Source organism: Streptomyces parvulus (genome assembly GCF_014648855.1).
GTDB lineage: Bacteria > Actinomycetota > Actinomycetes > Streptomycetales > Streptomycetaceae > Streptomyces > Streptomyces parvulus.
In genome coordinates this window covers 1-19,676 of sequence record NZ_BMRX01000016.1, presented here as the reverse complement: position 1 = coordinate 19,676, position 19,676 = coordinate 1, and the positions used below count along the sequence as shown (strand labels likewise).

General features: G+C 74.2%; 17 protein-coding genes and 1 pseudogene. 10 read left to right on the top strand and 8 right to left on the bottom strand.

The window, feature by feature from the left end; all coding sequences use genetic code 11:
* Positions 1–316 precede the first annotated feature (316 nt).
* The 4 genes and pseudogenes from IE108_RS34915 to IE108_RS28330 form a co-directional block, all read right to left on the bottom strand.
* A pseudogene (locus IE108_RS34915) lies at positions 317–1,663 on the bottom strand (FAD/NAD(P)-dependent oxidoreductase); the annotation flags it as partial.
* Positions 1,653–1,952: a (2Fe-2S)-binding protein gene (locus IE108_RS28340; protein ID WP_064730766.1), complete on the bottom strand. Its 300-nt coding sequence runs from the start codon at positions 1,950–1,952 to the stop codon at positions 1,653–1,655. The gene IE108_RS28340 and the pseudogene IE108_RS34915, both read right to left, overlap by 11 nt.
* The gene (locus IE108_RS28335; protein WP_064730765.1) at positions 1,949–3,100 is read right to left on the bottom strand and encodes an NAD(P)/FAD-dependent oxidoreductase; all 1,152 of its coding nucleotides are present in this window, start codon (positions 3,098–3,100) and stop codon (positions 1,949–1,951) included. The genes IE108_RS28340 and IE108_RS28335 overlap by 4 nt, the downstream gene beginning before the upstream one ends.
* Before the next feature lie 62 nt (positions 3,101–3,162).
* Complete coding sequence (locus tag IE108_RS28330) at positions 3,163–3,819, bottom strand: MmyB family transcriptional regulator (protein ID WP_064730764.1); 657 nt, start codon at positions 3,817–3,819, stop codon at positions 3,163–3,165.
* Positions 3,820–4,050: 231 nt separating this feature from the next.
* Between IE108_RS28330 and IE108_RS28325 the strand changes: the two genes are divergently transcribed.
* The 3 genes from IE108_RS28325 to IE108_RS28315 all read left to right on the top strand — a co-directional run bounded on the left by IE108_RS28325 (position 4,051) and on the right by IE108_RS28315 (position 5,670).
* Positions 4,051–4,707: a helix-turn-helix domain-containing protein gene (locus tag IE108_RS28325; protein ID WP_064730763.1), complete on the top strand. Its 657-nt coding sequence runs from the start codon at positions 4,051–4,053 to the stop codon at positions 4,705–4,707.
* A 43-nt stretch (positions 4,708–4,750) separates the two neighbouring features.
* Positions 4,751–5,293, top strand: coding sequence for a hypothetical protein (locus IE108_RS28320; protein ID WP_064732047.1), 543 nt, complete (start codon positions 4,751–4,753; stop codon positions 5,291–5,293).
* 137 nt (positions 5,294–5,430) lie between these two features.
* The gene (locus tag IE108_RS28315; protein ID WP_064730762.1) at positions 5,431–5,670 is read left to right on the top strand and encodes a hypothetical protein; all 240 of its coding nucleotides are present in this window, start codon (positions 5,431–5,433) and stop codon (positions 5,668–5,670) included.
* Positions 5,671–5,706: 36 nt separating this feature from the next.
* Here the strand turns inward: IE108_RS28315 and IE108_RS28310 are convergent, their stop codons facing one another.
* Both IE108_RS28310 and IE108_RS28305 read right to left on the bottom strand, forming a co-directional pair.
* Complete coding sequence (locus tag IE108_RS28310; RefSeq protein ID WP_064732046.1) at positions 5,707–6,387, bottom strand: 4'-phosphopantetheinyl transferase family protein; 681 nt, start codon at positions 6,385–6,387, stop codon at positions 5,707–5,709.
* A gap of 8 nt (positions 6,388–6,395) precedes the next feature.
* Entirely contained in the window at positions 6,396–6,980 is a 585-nt protein-coding gene (locus IE108_RS28305) for a metallophosphoesterase (RefSeq protein WP_064730761.1), read from the bottom strand.
* A gap of 251 nt (positions 6,981–7,231) precedes the next feature.
* On the opposite strand from IE108_RS28305, the gene IE108_RS28300 reads away from it, so the two are divergent.
* Positions 7,232–8,353 (top strand): ATP-grasp domain-containing protein, encoded by a 1,122-nt coding sequence (locus tag IE108_RS28300; protein WP_064730760.1) that lies wholly within the window; start codon positions 7,232–7,234, stop codon positions 8,351–8,353.
* A 30-nt stretch (positions 8,354–8,383) separates the two neighbouring features.
* On the opposite strand, the gene IE108_RS28295 is transcribed toward IE108_RS28300, so the two are convergent.
* Entirely contained in the window at positions 8,384–9,721 is a 1,338-nt protein-coding gene (locus IE108_RS28295; RefSeq protein ID WP_064730759.1) for a 6-phospho-beta-glucosidase, read from the bottom strand.
* 364 nt (positions 9,722–10,085) lie between these two features.
* Between IE108_RS28295 and IE108_RS28290 the strand changes: the two genes are divergently transcribed.
* Positions 10,086–11,486 carry a glycoside hydrolase family 16 protein gene (locus IE108_RS28290; RefSeq protein WP_064730758.1) on the top strand — a complete coding sequence of 467 codons (1,401 nt, stop codon included), beginning with the start codon at positions 10,086–10,088 and terminating at the stop codon, positions 11,484–11,486.
* An 87-nt stretch (positions 11,487–11,573) separates the two neighbouring features.
* Here the strand turns inward: IE108_RS28290 and IE108_RS28285 are convergent, their stop codons facing one another.
* On the bottom strand, positions 11,574–12,488 hold the full coding sequence (locus tag IE108_RS28285; protein ID WP_064730757.1) for a helix-turn-helix transcriptional regulator: 915 nt from the start codon (positions 12,486–12,488) through the stop codon (positions 11,574–11,576).
* Between the two features lie 157 nt (positions 12,489–12,645).
* Between IE108_RS28285 and tkt the strand changes: the two genes are divergently transcribed.
* The 5 genes from tkt to pgi all read left to right on the top strand — a co-directional run.
* Positions 12,646–14,730: a transketolase gene (gene tkt / locus IE108_RS28280; RefSeq protein ID WP_064730756.1), complete on the top strand. Its 2,085-nt coding sequence runs from the start codon at positions 12,646–12,648 to the stop codon at positions 14,728–14,730.
* A 47-nt stretch (positions 14,731–14,777) separates the two neighbouring features.
* Complete coding sequence (gene tal, locus IE108_RS28275) at positions 14,778–15,923, top strand: transaldolase (RefSeq protein WP_064730755.1); 1,146 nt, start codon at positions 14,778–14,780, stop codon at positions 15,921–15,923.
* Positions 15,920–17,698, top strand: a complete 1,779-nt coding sequence (gene zwf, locus IE108_RS28270; RefSeq protein ID WP_064730754.1) for a glucose-6-phosphate dehydrogenase — start codon at positions 15,920–15,922, stop codon at positions 17,696–17,698. The genes tal and zwf overlap by 4 nt, the downstream gene beginning before the upstream one ends.
* The gene (gene opcA, locus IE108_RS28265) at positions 17,695–18,630 is read left to right on the top strand and encodes a glucose-6-phosphate dehydrogenase assembly protein OpcA (protein WP_064730753.1); all 936 of its coding nucleotides are present in this window, start codon (positions 17,695–17,697) and stop codon (positions 18,628–18,630) included. The genes zwf and opcA overlap by 4 nt, the downstream gene beginning before the upstream one ends.
* Positions 18,623–19,676 (top strand): glucose-6-phosphate isomerase (pgi, locus tag IE108_RS28260; protein WP_189397781.1); only part of this gene is annotated, 1,054 nt, incomplete at its 3' end. The genes opcA and pgi, both read left to right, overlap by 8 nt.

The following is a 19,676-nucleotide window of genomic DNA, read 5'->3' as shown; positions in this document are numbered from 1 at the left end:
CGTCGTCCGAGTGCGAGGCTTCTTCCGTCTGCGGGGCCGCGTCGCGAGGCGAGGCCTGCTCCGCGTGCGCGGCCGCATCCGGGCGCGGGGTCTCTTCCGCGTGCGAGGCCGCGTCCCAGGGCGAGGCCTGCTCCGCGTGCGCGGCCGCATCCGGGCGCGGGGTCTCTTCCGCGTGCGAGGCCGCGTCCCGGGGCGAGGCGTGCTCCGCGTGCGGGGCCGCATCCGCGTGCGGGGTCTCTTCCGCGTGCGAGGCCGCGTCCCGGGGCGAGGCGTGCTCCGCGTGCGGGGCCGTATCCGCGTGCGGGACGGGCTCCTGCCGGGCCAGGATGCCCAGTGGGACGGGGTGCGCGAAGGGGCGTCGTGCGGGGCCCGGTTCGTGGCCGCAGAGGCCGGCGACGGCGGCACCGCACATCCGGCCCTGGCACCAGCCCATGCCGGCCCGGGTGAGCAGCTTCACGGTGCGTACGTCGCCCGCGCCCAGCTCGCCGACGGCCTCGCGGACGGCGCCCGCGGTGACCTCCTCGCAGCGGCAGACGAGGGTGTCGTCGGTGACCTGGGCGGTCCAGCCGGCGGGTGACGCGAAGGCGGCGGCGAGGGCGTCCGCGGACCGCCGGAGCCCCGCCCGGCGCCTGGCGGCCGGCGCCCACCGGGCGGGGTCGGGTTCGGTGCCGCGCAGCCGGGCGGCGATCGAGAGCCCGGCGATGTGCCCCTCGGCCAGGGAGAGTTGGGCGCCGCCGATGCCCGTGGTCTCGCCGGCCGCCCACACGCCGGGGACGCTGGTGCGCTGCTCCGCGTCGACGGCCACCGCCGGTCCGTCCGTACGGCAGCCGAGCCCGTCGGCGAGGTCGGTGTGCGGGAGCATGCCGTGGCCGACGGCCAGGGTGTCGCAGGGCAGATACCGTCCGGTGCCGCGGCGTACGCGTCCCCCGGCGTCGAGGGCGGCGACGGTGACGCCGGTGAGACGGTCGTCGCCGTGGGCGCGGACGACGGCGTGCCGGGTGCGGGGGCGGACGCGGTGGCGCAGCAGCCGGGCGGCGTAACCGGCGGCCTCGGGGGCCTTGCCGGCGAGGGCACGGGCCCGGCGGGCGACGTGCCACGGGTCGGCCGACTCGACGAGGGCCGCGACGCGCGTCCCGGCCGCCGCGAGCCCGGCCGCCACGGGCAGCAGCAGCGGGCCGGTTCCGGCGACGACGGCGGTGTGTCCGGGCACCACGAGCCCGCTCTTGAGCATGGCCTGGGCGCCGCCGGCCGTGACGACTCCGGGCAGCGTCCAGCCGGGGAAGGGCAGGACGTGTTCGTGGCCGCCGGTGGCGAGCAGCACCGCGCCGGCGCGCACCGTGGCCGGCTCCTCCTGCCCGGGGCCGAGCAGCGCGTGCACGGCGAAGCCCTCGGAGCACGCCTCCACGTACCAGACGTGGTGGCCCGTCAGGACGCGCACGCCACTGGCGGCGAGCCCGTCCCGCAGCCGCTCCCAGGTACGCCACTGGTGGTGCAGCGCCTCGGGGCGACGCGCGTCCAGGGCCTCGGCGGGCTGCCGGTAGTACTGCCCGCCGGGCCGGTCCGCGCCGTCGAGGACGGTGACCCGTACCCCGCGCGCGTCCGCCGCCAGGGCCGCCGCGAGCCCGGCCGGGCCGGCGCCCACGACCACGAGGTCAGTCCGCATGGCCGGTGCCCTCCTGGGTGCGGATGACGTCACCCGGCCGCACGGGCACCAGGCAGGCGCGCAGGTTGGGCCGGTCGTTGACGGTGACCAGGCAGTCGAAGCACACCCCGATGCCGCAGAACACCCCGCGCGGGCGGCCCGCTCCCCGTGTGCTGCGCCAGGAGGTGATGCCGGCCGCCCAGAGCACGGCGGCGACCGTACGGCCGGGCAGCGCCTCGGTGCGCCTGCCGTCGACGGTGACCGTGAAGGGGGGCGCGGGCCGAGCCCGGGCCAGTCGCAGCGGATTCACCGGACCTCCTCGGCGAAGCGGTCGGGGCGGAAGGGGACGGGGTCGAGAGCGGGCCGCCCGCCGCTCAGCAGCGCGGCGATCAGATGCCCGGTGCCCGTGGACAGGCCGATACCGGCGCCCTCGTGCCCGCACGCGTGGTAGAGGCCGGGCACCCTGGGGTCGGGGCCGACGGCCGGGAGGTGGTCGGGCAGGTACGGCCGGAACCCGGTGTAGGCGCGTACGGCCCGGACCCGTGCGAGGAAGGGGAAGAGCCGGGTGGCGCCGTCCGCGAGGGCCCGCAGGGCGGGGAGGGAGAGCGAGCGGTCGAAGCCGACGCGTTCGCGGCTGGCGCCGATCAGCACCGGCCCGGCGGCGGTCCCCTCGACGACCGGTGAGGTCTGGAGGGCCGCCGAGTCGCTGGCGACGTCGGCGACGTAGTCCGCGGCGTACACCTTGTGCCGGATCCGGGGCGGAAGCGGTTCGGTGACGAGCACGTGGCCGCGCCTGGGCAGGACGGGGAGCCGTACGCCGGCCAGCGCCGCCACCTCGCCGCCCCAGGGTCCGGCCGCGTTGACGACCGCGGGGGCGTGCAGGTCGCCGCGGTCGGTGCGCACCCCGCGGACCGCGCCGCCGGGGCCGCGCAGGACGCCGGTCACGGTGCGGCCGGTGTGCAGGCGGGCACCGGAGGTCTGCAGCAGGTGGGCGGCGGCGAGGGCGGGCATGACCTGGGCGTCCTGCGGATAGTGCACGGCGCCGGCCAGGCCGGGGGCGAGCCGGGGTTCCAGGTCGTGCAGGCGGTCGGCGGGCACGGCCCGAGCCTCCACCCCGGCCGCCCGCTGGCCCGCGGCGAAGGCCTCCAGGCCGGCCAGCGCCTCGGCGGTGGCGGCGACCACGACGCCTCCCTTGGCCTCGTACTCGACCTCCCGGCCCAGTTCGGAGGCGAGCGCGGTCCACAGGCGGGCGGAGTGCAGGGCGAGTTCCAGCTCGGGGCCGGGCTCCTTGTCGGAGACGAGGAGGTTGCCCTCCCCCGCTCCGGTGGTGCCGCCGGCCACGTGGCCGCGGTCCACGACGGTCACGTCGAGCCCCTCGCGGGCGGCGTACAGGGCGCAGGCGGCGCCCACCATTCCGGCTCCGACCACCACGACATCGCAGGTCAGCGGCTCCTTCACGCCAGTACTATGTCACACAGCACAGGTTCTGGGAACAGTGCGACGGGCGGCCGTACGGTCCTTCACTCGGCGGTGGGGACGACCCTCAGGTGGGAGGCGGCGCGGGCGCGCGGCGGGCGGTGCGGGCTGCGGCGGGGCTCGCGCAGGACGAGGGTGAGCCGGGTGTAGCCCAACTCCTCCAGCACCGGCGGCGTCTCGACCACGACCCGGCACTCGGTGGTGCCGCGGCGCGGGTCGGGGTGGTGCAGCGGGCGTACGGCACCGTCGTGTTCGACGGCGCGGGCGCCGACCGCGCGGATCCAGTGCGGCAGACCCTGGCGGTAGGCGGCCTCCATGATCGGGTCCTGGGCGATGTCGCGGCGGACCGCCTGGAGGCCCGGGTCGTGGCCGTGCCGCTCCAGGGCGGCGGAGAAGTGCGCCAGCATGGGCAGGCACCAACTCGACTCGTGCTCCCCGAGGATCTCGGCGGCGTCGGGGTGGAACAGCACGAAACGCAGGAAGTTGTCGTCCGGCATGGCCGTCGGGTGGGGTCCCGCGCACCGGAAGAGTGTCCGGAAGGCGCTGTTCGCCAGCACCACGTCCCAGCGGTGGTCGACGACGAGAGAGGGGAAGGGCAGGGCGTCCAGGAGGACCGTGTAGTCCTGGAGATACGCCTGGGTCTCGGGGGTCGCGGGGCCGGGCGGCGGCGCCGGCCGCTGCCCTCCTGCCTGAAATGCCATCGGGAGGTCACCCCTCTTGCCTATGCGGCCTTCTCGCGGCGTCCCGATCCTGGTGCCCCGACGCGAGGCGTGTCAACTATCGTGGCATTTCGTGCCTGTTGACGGCTGAAATAGGCCACAGTTGTGGCGAGACCTGGATGTGAGTTCGAGCGGCAGGCTACTCTCCGGGAGTTCACGGCAACCGCTCGTGAGAAGCCTGTGAGGCCTGTGAGAGACATAGGGGAGCTGTCGGTGACGGGTGGCTTCGAGGATCCGGGCGCCCTGCCGGCCACCGCGCCGGCCGCCGTCGTCGCCCGGGTCGCCGCGCTCGCGGACCGGCTCGGCGTGCCGCACGCCGAGGTCTTCGACGTCGGACGGCTGTCCGCGGCCTCCGGCGTCCCCGAGCCCGTGGTCGGCGCCCTGCTCGGCGGGCGCCCGGCGGGTGAGCCCGACGTGCAGACGCGGTTCGTGCAGCGCCTCGACCTGCTGCGCCGCACCCGGCTGAAGCCGAACGGCCGCAGGTACACCCAGCAGGAGATCGCCGACGGCGCCGGCATGTCGCGGCAGCAGGCGGGCGCGCTCATCAACGGCGACCGGCGGCCGACCATGGAGCACTGCGACGCGATCCAGCGCTTCTTCCGCGTGCACGCCGGGTTCCTCACGGCCGAGGACCCCGAGGCGCTCGTGGGCGCCCTCCAGCACACCGAGCAGGAGTTGCTCCAGCAGCTCGCCGACCGCGAGCGCAGGGCGGCGGCCGTCGCCGGCGACCCGCTGGAGCGGCTGCTCCAGGACCACGGGGTGCGCGGCATCGCCTGGCGCGCCGCCCAGCTGCCCACCGACCAGCACCGCGACAAGGTCGCCGAGTGGCTGGACATGCTCCTGGAGAGCGTCAAGCGGCCCGAGTCGTGAGCCCGTCGTGAGCATGGGGAGAACCGTGGGCATCGGCAAGGGCATGCGCCGTCTGTGCGGTGAGCTGGTCGAGGAGCTGGTCCTCCCGGCGCCCGCGCCGCCCGCGGAGCTGTACGCGGCGCTGTGCGGGGCGATGAGCCGCCGGCGGGGCCGTCCCGTCGTGTTCCGCACGGCCGTGTTTCCTCCCGGGACCGCCAGCGGGCTGTGGCTCGACATGGCCGACCGGGACCTGGTCGTCGTCGAGGAACGCACGGCACCCGAACACCAGTTGGTGATCCTGGGTCACGAGCTGTGGCACATGAAGGCGGGGCACCGCGGCCACCACCACGTCGACGGCGCCGGCGTCGCGGCCCGGCTGCCGGCCGGGGACGGCGCGCGGCGGGACGAGGACGCGCTGCGCGCCACCGTGCGCGCGGTCGCCGCGCGCTCCCGCTTCGACCTCGCCGACGAGAAGGAGGCGGAGGCCTTCGGCCTGCTGCTGGCCAGCAAGTGCCGTACCTGGCTGGCCGGTTCGGCGCTGCGCGGCCCGGTGCAGCGCGACCATCTGGCGGGGCGGATCGGGGCGTCGCTGGGCTACCTGGGCTGAGGCCCCCGGCGGGAGGAACGGACCGCCCGCGCGGGCGTGACCGGAGGGGATTGTCAGTGGTGGGCGGCAAGCTGGAAGGGTGCCACCGCCGTGCGGGGGCGCGTGACCGCTGACGTCGTTGTGGGGAGAGCCGGCCGATGACCACCGCCGCCGTACTGACCGACCACGAGCGCACCGCCGTTCAGGCCTATCTGCGCCTCCTGCACACCGTGCGGGCCGGCTTCGACATCGCGGCGGGGCCGGCCGGTGCCGCCCGCCCGCCGGTAGTCCCGCCCTCGGTGCTCGCGGAGGCCGACCGGGCGCTGGAGGCGGCGGGGCTGACGGGCAACGAGGAGGAGTTCTTCCGGCTCCTGCGCGGCGCGGGCCCGCACGCCTGAGCGTCGGGGGGGGGCGGGCCCGCCGCGGGCGGCGCGTCAGGCGCGCGGCACCGTGACCGCGGTGGCGACGAGCCCGTCGTGGGCGTTCCAGCGGCCGTCGAAGTGGGCAGGGCGCCGTCCGTCCACGGTCGGGCCGGGTACCAGCAGGTCGGCGCGCAGGGTGCCGCGGCGCGGATCCTCCGGGTCGACGGTGATCTCGATGTCCGCCTCGGAGAAGTCCAGCCACCGCCCGGTGAGGGGGAACCACGCCTTGTAGACCGACTCCTTGGCGCTGAAGAGCAGCCGGTCCCAGTGAATGCCGGGCCGCAGTTCGGCCAGCCGCCGCAGCCGCTCCACCTCGGCGGGCAGCGCCACGCTCGCCAGGACGCCCTCCGGGAGCGGCCCGTCGGGTTCGGCGTCGACGCCGAGGGAGGCCAGGTCGGTGAGGCGGACCAGCGCGGCGGCGCAGTAGCCGTCGCAGTGGGTCATGCTGCCGGCCAGGCCGTCCGGCCAGCGGGGCGCCCCGCGGTCGCCGGCCAGCACGGGCTGCGGGGGCACGCCGAGTTTCTCCATGGCGCGGCGGGCGCAGGAGCGGACCACGGTGAACTCGCGCCGCCGCTTGGCGACCGCCCGCGCGACCAGCGGCTCCTCCTCCGGGAGGAGCGGGAGGTATCCGGTGCCGTCGAGGTCCCGGGCCTCCACCACGGCGACCGTGCCGGGCAGCAGTTCCTCGAGCAGGGGGACGGTCAAGGGGACGCCTCCTCGGGCGACGGCGGCGGCAGGATGCGGCGCGGTCGTCCCGGAGACCCGGTCCGTCTGCGCCATTCACGCGGACAGCCCACCGGCACCTCCTCGAACCGGACGCCCTCGTGCCAGGTGGTCCGCGGGATGTGCAGGTGGCCGTAGACCATGGTGGCCACCCGGAACCGGCGGTGCCACTCGACGGTCCGGTCGGTGCCGCACCAGACCGCCGGACCGCCCTCGCCCTCCCACACGGGCCAGGGGTCCTCCGGGGTGGTGACGCCCGGCTCGCGGCACGTCTCGAACAGGTGCTCGTAGCGGGCGACGCCGCGCAGGGCGACCGGGTCCCTGGGGTGCGTCCACAGCTCGTGGTCGCCGGGGATCCGGACGACCCGGCGGAAGCGGCCGGCGAGGGTGCTCAGCGCCCAGCGGATGCCTGCGACCGTCTCCGCGACGACGCCGGCGACCAGGAGCCGGTCGTCGTCGGAGCCGGGGCGGGTCCGCTCGACCACCGCCCGGTTCTCCTCGTACCCCACGTGCAGGTCGCCGACCGCCCGCAGCCGGCCCCGGGCACCGGACCCCGACGTCATCCGCCACCCCTTCGTCACACGCGTTCGGACGCCACAAGATCACATACCCCACCCGGTCACAAGAGCGGCATGCGGCCGCCCGGGGCATCCGTGTGACGCTCGTTGCGCTCGGGGCCGCGGGTACCCCTATGATCGCCCCAACACCGCTGCCCCGACTCTGGCTTCACGCCGAGCGGCCCCGGTGTCCCTCCAACCCCCTGGCCGGGCACGGCCCGCTCCGCCCTGCCCGCGAACCCCGGAAGGCGGCCTGCATGGTTTCTCCCGTACGCGTCTGGCTCAACCGCACGTACGCGGAGAACGTCTTCTTCATGGATCAGCTGCGCAGAAATCCCGCCGACCGGGCGGTCGAGATCCACGCCACCCACGGCGACCCGGACTCCCCGGTGCTGGCCGCCGCGGACACCGCCGAGCTGGAGCCCGAGGGCCTGTCCCCGGCCGGTTACGTCGAGTACGCCCTGGACCAGTGCGCGCGCCGCGGCATCGACGTGTTCGTGCCGCGCCTGCACCAGTCCGCCGTCGTGGCGCACCGCGCCGAGTTCGAGGCGGCCGGTACGGCACTGCTCGCGCCGCCCCCGAAGGCGGTGGCCGTCTTCCAGGACAAGGTGGTCGCCTACGAGGCGGTCCGCGCGGTCGGTGTGCCGGTGCCGCCGTGGTGGCGGGTGCGTACGGCCGAGGAACTGGTGTGCGCGGTCGAGGAGTTGGAGGGGCTCGGGCACCGGGCCTGCTTCAAGCCGGCCTCGGGCGCCGGAGGCGTGGGGTTCCGGATGGTCACCCGGGACCCGTTCTCGCTGACGCACCTGAACGGGTTCCCGAGCCCGTCCGTTCCGCTGCCGCTGGTCGTCGAGGCGCTGCGGGCGGCCGAGGAGCCGGTCGACTGGCTGGTGATGCCTCGACTGGAGCAGCCGGAGGTGTCGGTGGACTGCCTCACCGGCCCGGACGACCGGGTACGCCTGGCAGTGGGGCGGACCAAGAACGGCCGCCGCCGCGGCTTCACGCTGCACGAGCGGTGGCTCGGGCCGGCGCGGCGGATCGCGGAGGCCTTCGGGCTGCACCACCTGTCTAACGTGCAGTTCCGGATGTACGGGGACCGGCCCGTCCTGATGGACGTCAACACCCGGCCGGCCGGCGGGCTGCACCAGCTGGCGCTGTGCGGGGTCAACGTGCCGTGGGCGGCCGTCCGGCTGGCCCTCGGCGACGACCCGGGCGAGCTGGAGCCGCCCTTCCTCGGCCAGGACTACACGGTGGTGTCCGGTCCCCGGCCGCTGCGGCCGGTGTCGCTGCCCCAGCAGCGCGCGGACCTCACCACCGCACCAGCCCCCGCCCCGACCGCACCGGCCCCACTCGCCGCCCACGCCGTGGCCCCGGCGCCCTAGGACTCCCGGGGTCCCAGGACTCCCGGCGCCCTAGCGCAAGTACGCCAGTCCCGGGTGGACCGCGGTGTAGCCGTCGAGGAGGCGGCGGGCGACGGCGACCGAGTCGACCAGGGGGTGCAGGGCGAAGGCGCGCACGGCCGCCGTGCGGGAGCCCGTGTCCGCCGCCGCCAGGACCTCCCGCTCGACGGCCTTGACCGCGCAGACCAGGCCGGTGGCGTGGCCCGGCAGCGGGTCGACGGCCACCGGGTGCGCGCCGCCCGCGTCGACCAGGCAGGGGACCTCGATCACGGCGTCGGGGTCGAGGACCGACAGGGTGGAGCGGTTGCGGACGTTGAGGATCAGCGTGGTGCGTTCGTTGCGGGCGACCGCCCGCATCAGCGCGAGGGCCACCTTCTCGTAGCCGCCGGACAGGTCGTCCGCCTCGCGTTCGCCGGCGCCGGCGGTCTCCCGGTTCTCCGCCATGTAGGTGGCCTCGCGTTCGGCGCGGGTGCGATCCCAGGCGGCCAGCGCCGGGGCCCCGGGGTCGCGCATCTCGTCGTAGAAGCCGGCCTGCTGGTCGCGGAGGAAGGCACCCCGGGTGCGGTCGGCCTCGCGGTAGGCGCGGACCGTCTCGCGGTTGAAGTAGTAGTAGTGCAGGTACTCGTTGGGGATCGCGCCGAGCGAGCGGAGCCAGTCCGGGCCGAAGAGCCGGCCCTCCTCGAACGAGCCCAGCAGCGCGGGGTCTTCGAGCAGCCGGGGGAGTTCGTCGCGGCCGGCCACGCGCAGGCCGCGCACCCAGCCCAGGTGGTTGAGGCCGACGTAGTCGATCCAGGCGCGGTCCGGGTCGGCGCCCAGCACCCGGGCGACGCGGCGGCCGAGGCCCACCGGCGAGTCGCAGATGCCGATGACGCGGTCGCCGAGGTGCCGGGACATGGCCTCGGTGACCAGGCCGGCCGGGTTGGTGAAGTTGATGACCCAGGCGTCCGGCGCCAGCCGTGCCACGCGGCGCGCGATGTCGACGGCGACCGGGACGGTCCGCAGGCCGTAGGCGATGCCGCCCGCGCCGACGGTCTCCTGCCCGAGCACGCCCTCGGCGAGCGCCACCCGCTCGTCCTCGGCGCGCCCCTCCAGGCCGCCGACCCGGATCGCGGAGAACACGAAGTCGGCGCCGCGCAACGCCTCGTCCAGATCGGTCGTCACGCTCACCTCGGGCGCGTCGGGCACGCCCGCGGCCTGCTCGGCCAGCACCCGGCCGACCGCGGACAGCCGGGCCGCGTCCAGGTCGTGCAGCACGACACGGGTCACACGCCCCTCGCCCCGGTCGCCGAGGAGCGCCCCGTACACGAGCGGCACCCGGAACCCGCCGCCGCCCAGAATCGTCAGCCTCACGGCAGTGCCCTTCCCTCTTCCGGCCGAACCTCCACCTGCCGCCGATCATGACACGCGCACCGAGCGACCCGACGGACGCCGGGTGCCGGACACCGAGGGCCCGCGGCCCCGCACGACCGGCACGGGGCGCCCGCAAGGGCGCCGGGGTGCCGGGTGCCGCGGATGCCGTCGCGGGCTGCGCGGATTCGCCGCGTTCGCGGCGTTCACGGACTGAACTCCCCCGCACGGAGCGGACTTTCTCGGCTTCACCTCTTGACGGCGGCCGCGCCCGAGAGCACATTGGCCGCACTCTGAGAGCGCTCTCAAGACGCCGCGCCCTCGGGGCGTACCGCTTCCCACTCCCGCATTCGAGAGGCGACCCCCCATGAGAGAGAGATCCGGCAACCCGCCCGGGCGCCGGCCGCTGCGCCGGGCGCTGGTGGCCGTCGTCGGCACCCTCGCGCTCGCCGCCACCGCGACCGCGGTGACCGGTCCGTCCGCGAACGCCACCGTCCCGCCGCCCCCGTCCGGCTGGACCCAGGTCTTCGCCGACGACTTCGACGGCGCGGCCGGTTCCGGCGTGAACACCGCGAACTGGCAGTACGCGACCGGCACCGGATACCCCGGCGGCCCCGCCAACTGGGGCACCGGCGAGATCGAGACGATGACGTCGTCGACCAGCAACGTCTCCCTGGACGGCGGCGGCAACCTGCGCATCACCCCGCGCCGCGACGCCGCCGGCAACTGGACCTCGGGCCGCGTCGAGACGAAGCGCACCGACTTCGAGCCGCCGGCCGGCGGCAAGCTGCGGGTGGAGTCCCGCATCCAGGTCCCGAACGTCACCGGCGCCGCGGCCAAGGGCTACTGGCCGGCGTTCTGGATGCTGGGCGGCCCCTACCGGGGCAACTACTGGAACTGGCCCGGAGTCGGCGAGATCGACATCCTGGAGAACACCCAGGGCCTCAACACCGTGTGGTCCACGATGCACTGCGGCACATCGCCGGGCGGCCCCTGCAACGAGACCAGCGGCATCGGCGGCAGCACCGCCTGCCCCGGCGCCACCTGCCAGGCGGCCTTCCACACCTACCGGATGGAGTGGGACCGCTCCACCGCCGTGGAGGAGATCCGCTTCTACGTCGACGGCAACAACTTCCACACCGTCCGCGCCAACCAGGTCGACGCCACGACCTGGGCCAACGCGACCAACCACGGCTACTTCATCATCCTCAACGTGGCGATGGGCGGCGGCTTCCCGGACGCCTTCGGCGGCGGCCCGGACGCCGGCACGCAGCCCGGCCACTCCATGCTCGTGGACTACGTCCAGGTGCTGTCGTCCGGCGGGGGCGGCACCACCCCGCCGCCGTCCGGCGGCGGCCGCGACGCCTACGCCGCGGTCGAGGCGGAGTCGTACGACGCCCAGTCGGGCACCATGACCGAGGGCACCTCGGACTCGGGCGGCGGACGCAACCTCGGCGCCCTCGCGAACGGGGACTGGGTCCAGTACAAGGGCGTCGACTTCGGCTCGACCCCGGCCACCCAGTTCAAGGCCCGGGTGGCGAGCGGCGCCCCGGCCGGCGTCAGCGGACTGGTGGAGGTGCGCCTGGACAGCCGGACCAGTACGCCGGTCGGCAGCTTCGCCGTGGGCAACACGGGCGGCTGGCAGTCCTGGCGCACGATCCCGGCGAACATCGGCGCGGTGACGGGCACCCACGACGTGTATCTGACGTTCAGCAGCGGCCAGTCGGCCGACTTCGTCAACGTGAACTGGTTCAGTTTCGGCCGCTGAGCGGCGACCGGCCCCCGCAGGAGGGCGAAGGGGCTCCACGCGTCCGTGGGGCCCCTTCGTCGTGTCCGTCGCGTTCCGCCGCCGAGCTCAGCGCAGTTCCGCCCGGAAGGCGGCCGGCGTCTGGTCCGTGTGCTGCTGGAAGAACTTGGAGAAGTTCGCGGCGTCCGGGAAGCCGACGGCCGCGCCGACCCGGCCGATCGGCATCTCGGTGTGGGCGAGCAGCCGCCTGGCCTCCAGGACCACGCGCTTGTCGATGAACCCCTTGGGCGTCTCGCCGGTGGCGGCGCGCACCGCGCGGACCAGGGTGCGGCGGGAGTAACCGAGCGCGTCGGCGTAGGCGCTGACGCTGTGATTGGTGGCGAAGCCCCGCTCGACGGCGTCGCGGAACAGGGTGAAGGTCGTGTCCCACGGCGCGTCCGCCCGCCCCTCGCGCGCCTGGCGGGCGGAGCTGACCGCGAGGTGGGCCAGGCGCAGCAGGAACGCGGAGAGCGTGTGGCGCAGCACCGCGGTGTGCAGGCTGAGCGGCAGGGTCGTCGCGTCCTCGTACTCGCGGCGCAGTTGCCCGAGCGAGGCGGTCAGCGCGGCGAGCCGCGCCTCGTCGGGGCGCAGCAGCGGCGGGAGGTCGTAGCGGTAGAGGCCGGTGGCCTCCACGGTGGCGCGTGGCAGGAAGCCGGGCTGCATGGTGAGCACGGTTCCGCGGTACTCGCTGTCCGGCGAGAAGCGGTGGACCTGGCCCGGCCGGATCCACAGCACGTCGCCGGCCGCGGCCTCGTACTCGGTGAAGTCGATCATGTGGCGGACCGGGGAGCCGGTGAAGAGCATGACGACGTGGAAGTCGATGCGGTGGACGCGGTGCAGTGGGGCGTGGGCATGCCAGGTGCGCCCCGAGCCCATGGGACCGACCTGCATGCCGACGCCGAGGAGGCTGAGATCGACCGGGAAGGGGAACGTTCTGATCCCGTCGCCGCCTTCGCCGCCACCCCGACCGTTTTTGTCCGCCATGTCCTTCTCGCGCCGTCCCGCCCGTGCGCCCCGGAGCCGGGGCGTGTCCCAGTTTCACCACAGGCTGGCACAGGACGACCTTCACTCCCAAAAGTCAGACTTTTAAGTTTGAAGGCGTCAGATCAGTTCTCCCGCTCCGATCGAGGATTTCTTGAAGATGAGCACGCGGACAGCGGACGGCGCGGACCCCTTCGTATGGACCGAACTCGACCGGCGTGCCGTCGACACCGCCCGTGTTCTGGCGGCCGACGCGGTGGAGAGGGCGGGGAACGGCCACCCGGGCACGGCGATGGCCCTGGCCCCCGCCGCGTACACGATCTTTCAGAAGGTGATGCGGCACGACCCCGCCGACCCGGAGTGGACCGGACGTGACCGCTTCGTCCTCTCCCCCGGCCACACCTCGCTGACCCTCTACACCCAGCTCTACCTCGCCGGGTACGAGCTGGAGCTGGACGACCTGCGCGCCTTCCGCACGCACGGTTCCAAGACGCCCGGCCACCCCGAGTACGGGCACACCGCCGGGGTCGAGACGACGACCGGACCGCTCGGCCAGGGCGTGGCCAACGCGGTGGGGATGGCCATGGCCGCCCGCTACGAGCGCGGCCTGTTCGACCCGGCGGCGCCGGCGGGCGAGTCCCCCTTCGACCACACCGTCTGGGCGATCGTCTCCGACGGCGACCTCCAGGAGGGCGTCTCCGCCGAGGCGTCCTCGCTCGCCGGGCACCAGCGGCTCGGCAACCTCGTCCTCCTCTACGACGACAACCACGTCTCCATCGAGGGCGACACGGCCACCGCGTTCTCCGAGGACGTGCTGGCGCGGTACGCGGCCTACGGCTGGCACACCCGGCGCGTCGAACCCGCCGAGGACGGCGACGTCGACGTGCGCGCGCTGTACGCGGCGCTCACCGAGGCCCGCGCCGAGACCGGGCGCCCCTCCATCGTCGCCCTGCGCACGGTCATCGCCTGGCCCGCCCCGAACGCCCGGAACACGGCGGCCGCCCACGGCTCCGCCCTGGGCACGGACGAGGTCGCCGCCACCAAGCGCCTCCTCGGCTTCGACCCGGACCGCTCCTTCGAGGTCGCGGACGAGGTCCTGGCCCACACCCGCGCCGCCCTGGACCGCGGTGCCGAGGCGCACGCCGCCTGGGACAAGCGGATCGCGGCCTGGCGCGGGGAGCGGCCGGAGCGAGCTGCGCTGTTCGACCGCGTGGTGGCCGGCCGGCTGCCCGCGGGCTGGGAGGACACGCTGCCGGTGTTCGAGCCCGGCCGGTCCCTGGCCACCCGTGCCGCCTCCGGCGCGGTGCTCCAGGCGCTCGGCCCGGTGCTGCCCGAGCTGTGGGGCGGCTCCGCCGACCTGGCCGGCTCGAACAACACCACCATCGACAAGGGCAGCTCCTTCCTGCCCGAGGGCAACCCGCTGCCCACGGCCGACCCGTACGGCCGCACGGTCCACTTCGGCATCCGCGAGTTCTCCATGGCGGCGGAGATGAACGGCATCGCGCTGCACGGCAACACCCGCGTCCACGGCGGAACGTTCCTGGTCTTCTCCGACTACATGCGCAACGCCGTGCGCATGTCCGCGCTGATGCAGCTGCCGGTGACGTACGTGTGGACGCACGACTCCGTCGGCCTCGGCGAGGACGGCCCCACCCACCAGCCGGTCGAACACCTGGCCGCGCTGCGCGCCGTCCCGGGTCTGAACGTGGTCCGGCCGGCCGACGCGAACGAGACCGCGGCGGCCTGGGCGGAGATCCTCCGGCGGCACACCGCCCACCCGGCCCCGCACGGCCTCGTCCTGACCCGCCAGGGCGTGCCGACGTACGCGCCCGCGCCGGACGCGGCGCGCGGCGGCCACGTCCTCGCCGAGGCGTCCACCGGTACCCCGGACGTCGTCCTGATCGCCACCGGATCCGAGGTGCGGCTCGCCGTGGCCGCGCGGGAGGCCCTGGAGGCGGAGGGCACCGCCACGCGCGTGGTGTCGATGCCGTGCGTCGAGTGGTTCGAGGAGCAGCCGCGCGCGTACCGCGAGGGCGTGCTGCCGCCGTCGGTGCGGGCCCGGGTGGCCGTGGAGGCCGGGATCGGGCTGACCTGGCACAAGTACGTCGGGGACGCAGGGCGCATCGTCTCCCTGGAGCACTTCGTCGCCTCCGCCGACGCCGAGACCCTGTTCACCGCGTTCGGCCTCACCGCCGGACACGTGGCCGCCGCCGCCAGGGAATCCCTGGCCGCCGCCCGCGGCTGAGCCGACCGGATCGACCGGATCGACCGGTCCGACCGCAGAAAGAGAAGATGATCACTGTGACCCAAGCAACCGCGACCGCGGGAGCACTCAAGCGCCTGGCCGACCAGGGCGTGTCCGTGTGGCTGGACGACCTGTCGCGGCGGCGGATCGAGTCCGGCGGTCTCGCCGGGCTCGTCAGGACGAGGAACGTGGTCGGCGTGACCACCAACCCGTCGATATTCCAGGCCGCCATCGGCTCCGGCGAGGGCTACGACGAGCAGCTGGCCGACCTGGCGACCAGAGGCGTCACCGTCGACGAGGCGGTCCGCATGATGACCACCGCCGACGTCCGCGCCGCCGCCGACGTGCTGCGCGAGGTGTACGACGCGACCGGCGGCCGGGACGGCCGGGTCTCCATCGAGGTCGACCCGCGCCTCGCGCACGACACCCGGGCGACGGTCGCCGAGGCCCGCCAGCTGGCCTGGCTGGTCGACCGCCCCAACGTGATGATCAAGATCCCGGCGACCCGGGCGGGGCTCCCGGCGATCACCGAGGTCATCGGCGCCGGCATCAGCGTCAACGTCACGCTGATCTTCTCGCTGGAGCGCTACGCCGAGGTGATGGACGCCTACCTCGCCGGTCTGGAGCGGGCCCGCGCGGCCGGGCTCGACCTGGCGGGCATCCACTCGGTCGCCTCGTTCTTCGTCTCCCGCGTCGACACGGAGATCGACAAGCGGCTGACGCTGCTGGGCACCGAGGAAGCCCTCGCCCTGCGCGGGAGGGCGGCGCTGGCCAACGCGCGACTGGCCTACGAGGCGTACGAGAGGGTCTTCGCCGGGGACCGCTTCACCGCCCTGGCCGGGGCCCGCGCCAACCCCCAGCGTCCCCTGTGGGCGTCGACCGGGGTGAAGGACCCGGCATTCCGGGACACCCTGTACGTGGAGGAGCTGGTCGCCCCCGGCACCGTGAACACGATGCCGGAGGCCACCCTGGACGCCGCCGCCGATCACGGCGACGTAAGGGGTGACACGGTCACCGGCGGGTACGCCCAGGCGAGGGCGGACCTGGCGGCCGTGGAGCGGCTCGGTGTGCCGTACGACGAGGTGGTGGAGCAGTTGGAGCAGGAGGGCGTGGCGAAGTTCGAGGACGCCTGGCGGGACCTGCTCGGTGCCGTGACGAAGTCCCTCGACAGCAAGGGAGTTGACGGGGAATGAGCGAGGACCTTCCCGCTACGACGGTCGAAGAGACCAAGGCGACGAAGGAGGCCAAGGAGGCCCGGATGGCCCAGGAGGCCGCCGGCCCGCTCCACGCCGAGCAGGCCGAGGAGGCCGGGGCGACCCGCGGGGCGAAACCGGCCGGGCCGGCCAAGGCACGGCGGGGCGCGAAGAAGACCGCGCCGGCCCGCGCCGCCAAGAGCGCGAAGGGGAAGGCCGCGGACGGGAAGGGCGTCACACCCGTGACACCGCTCGACTGGAGCAACCCCTTGCGCGATCCGCAGGACCGCCGCCTGCCCCGCATCGCGGGCCCCTCCGGGCTGGTCATCTTCGGCGTCACCGGCGACCTGTCCCGCCGCAAGCTGATGCCGGCCGTGTACGACCTGGCCAACCGCGGTCTGCTGCCGCCCGGCTTCTCGCTGGTCGGCTTCGCCCGCCGGGACTGGGAGGACCAGGACTTCGCCGAGGTCGTCCACGACGCGGTCAAGGAGCACGCCCGGACGCCGTTCCGCGAGGAGGTCTGGCAGCAGCTCTCCGAGGGCATGCGGTTCATCCCGGGCGACTTCGACGACGACGACGCCTTCGAACAGCTGCGCAAGGCCGTGGAGGAGCTGGACGCCTCCCGCGGCACCAGCGGCAACTACGCCTTCTACCTCTCGGTGCCGCCGAAGTTCTTCCCGAAGGTGGTCCAGCAGCTCAAGAAGCACGGGCTGGCCGACGCGCCCGAGGGCTCCTGGCGGCGCGCGGTGATCGAGAAGCCGTTCGGGCACGACCTGGACAGCGCCCGGGACCTGAACGCGCTGGTGCACGAGGTCTTCGACCCGGAGCAGGTCTTCCGCATCGACCACTACCTGGGCAAGGAGACCGTCCAGAACATCCTGGCGCTGCGCTTCGCCAACCAGATGTACGAGCCGATCTGGAACCGGTCCTACGTCGACCACGTGCAGATCACGATGGCCGAGGACATCGGCATCGGCGGCCGGGCCGGCTACTACGACGGCATCGGCGCCGCCCGCGACGTCATCCAGAACCACCTCCTGCAGCTGATGGCGCTCACCGCGATGGAGGAACCCGCCTCCTTCGACGCGGCTTCCCTGCTCACCGAGAAGCTCAAGGTGCTCAGGGCGGTGCGGCTGCCCGACGACCTCGGCGACCACACCGTGCGCGGCCAGTACGCGGGCGGCTGGCAGGGCGGCGCGCAGGTCCCCGGCTACCTGGAGGAGGACGGCATCGACCCGGCCTCCACCACCGACACCTACGCGGCGATCAAGCTGGGCGTCGACAACCGCCGCTGGGCGGGCGTCCCCTTCTACCTGCGCACCGGCAAGCGCCTGGGCCGCCGGGTCACGGAGATCGCGGTCGTCTTCCAGCGGGCCCCGCACTCCCCCTTCGACTCGACCGCGACGGAGGAGCTGGGCGAGAACGCGATCGTCATCCGCGTCCAGCCCGACGAGGGCATGACGGTCCGCTTCGGCTCGAAGGTGCCGGGCACGTCGATGGAGATCCGGGACGTCTCCATGGACTTCGCTTACGGCGAGTCGTTCACGGAATCGAGTCCCGAGGCGTACGAACGGCTGATCCTGGACGTCCTTCTGGGCGACGCCAACCTGTTCCCGCGCCACCAGGAAGTGGAAGAGTCCTGGCGGATCCTCGACCCGATCGAGGAGTACTGGGACACCCACGGCAGGCCCGCACAGTACGACTCGGGCGGCTGGGGACCGCGGGAAGCCGACGAGATGCTCGCACGAGACGGACGGAGCTGGCGCAGGCCATGAGGATCGACCTGACCGACACCACGGCAAGCAAGGTCAACAAGGCGTTGGTGCAGGGCCGCCGGGCCATCGGCACCCCGGCCGTGGGCATGGTGCTCACGCTGGTCATCGTCACCGACGAGGAGAACGCCTACGACGCGATCAAGGCGGCCGAGGAGGCCTCGCACGAGCACCCCTCGCGCACCCTGGTCGTCATCAAGCGCCACCCCCGCAACCTGCGGGACCGCACCCGCTCGCACCTCGACGCCGAGGTCCGGGTCGGCTCCGAGGCCGGCACCGGTGAGACCGTCGTGCTGCGCATGTACGGCGAGGTGTCCGAGCACGCCGACTCGGTCGTGCTGCCGCTGCTGCTGCCGGACGCCCCGGTCGTCGTGTGGTGGCCGGTGGACGCCCCGGACGACCCCGCGGGCGACCCGCTGGGCGCGCTGGCGCAGCGCAGGATCACCGACCTGTACGCGGTCGAGCGGCCGATGGAGGTCCTCGCCCGCCGGGTCCGCTGCTACGCGCCCGGCGACACCGACCTCGCCTGGACCCGGCTGACCCTGTGGCGGTCCATGCTGGCGGCCGCGCTGGACCAGGCGCGGGTGCCGGTGACCTCGGCGGTGGTCGAGGCCGAGGCGGACAACCCGGCGGCCGAACTGCTGGCCCGCTGGCTGGAGGCACGCCTCGGCGTCACCGTCGACCGCGTGGTCACCGACGGCCCGGTGGTCACGGCCGTCCGGCTCGGCACCGCGAACGGCGAGATCGTCATCGACCGCCCGGAGGGCCCGCTCGCCACGATGACCCTGCCCGGTCAGCCCCCGCGCTCCCTCGCCCTGAAGGTGCGCCCCACCTCCGAACTGATCGCCGAGGAGCTGCGGCGCCTCGACGCCGACGAGATGTACGCCATCGCCCTGCGCGGCGAGGCCGGCAAGGAGACCCCCGTCCATGTCTGACTCCCCGAAGCTCAACCGGCGCCCCGAGTGGACCGCGCTCGCGGACCACCGCACGGACGCCATGGCGCGACCGGACCTGCGCGAGCTGTTCGCCGCCGACCCGGGGCGCGCGGAGCGGTACGTCGTGCGCGTCGGAGACCTGCGCATCGACTACTCGAAGCACCTCGTCACCGACGAGACCCTGGCGCTGCTCCAGGACCTGGCCGCCGCGACCGGCGTGTTCGGGCTGCGGGACGCCATGTTCCGCGGCGAGCGGATCAACATCACCGAGGACCGGGCGGTCCTGCACACCGCGCTGCGCGCCCCGCGGGACGCGGTGGTCGAGGTCGACGGCGAGAACGTCGTGCCCAAGGTCCACGCGGTCCTGGACAAGATGGCCGCCTTCTCGGAGAAGGTCCGCTCCGGCGAGTGGACCGGTCACAGCGGCCGGCGGATCCGCAACGTCGTCAACATCGGCATCGGCGGCTCCGACCTGGGTCCGGCGATGGCGTACGAGGCGCTGCGGGCCTTCACCGACCGCTCGCTGACCCTGCGGTTCGTGTCCAACGTGGACGGCGCCGACCTGCACGAGGCGGTCCGGGACCTGGACCCGGCCGAGACGCTGTTCATCGTGGCGTCCAAGACGTTCACCACGATCGAGACGATCACGAACGCGACCTCGGCGCGCTCCTGGCTGCTCGACGCCTTCGACGGCGACGAGAAGGCGGTGGCGAAGCACTTCGTGGCGCTGTCGACGAACGCGGAGAAGGTGTCCGGGTTCGGCATCGACACGGCCAACATGTTCGAGTTCTGGGACTGGGTCGGCGGCCGCTACTCCTACGACTCGGCGATCGGCCTGTCCCTGATGATCGCCATCGGCCCGGACCGCTTCCGGGAGATGCTCGACGGCTTCCGCATCGTCGACGAGCACTTCCGCAACGCCGAGGCCCCGGCGAACGCCCCGCTCCTCCTCGGCCTGCTGGGCATCTGGTACGGCGACTTCCTCGACGCGCAGTCGCACGCGGTGCTGCCGTACTCGCACTACCTGTCGAAGTTCACCGCCTACC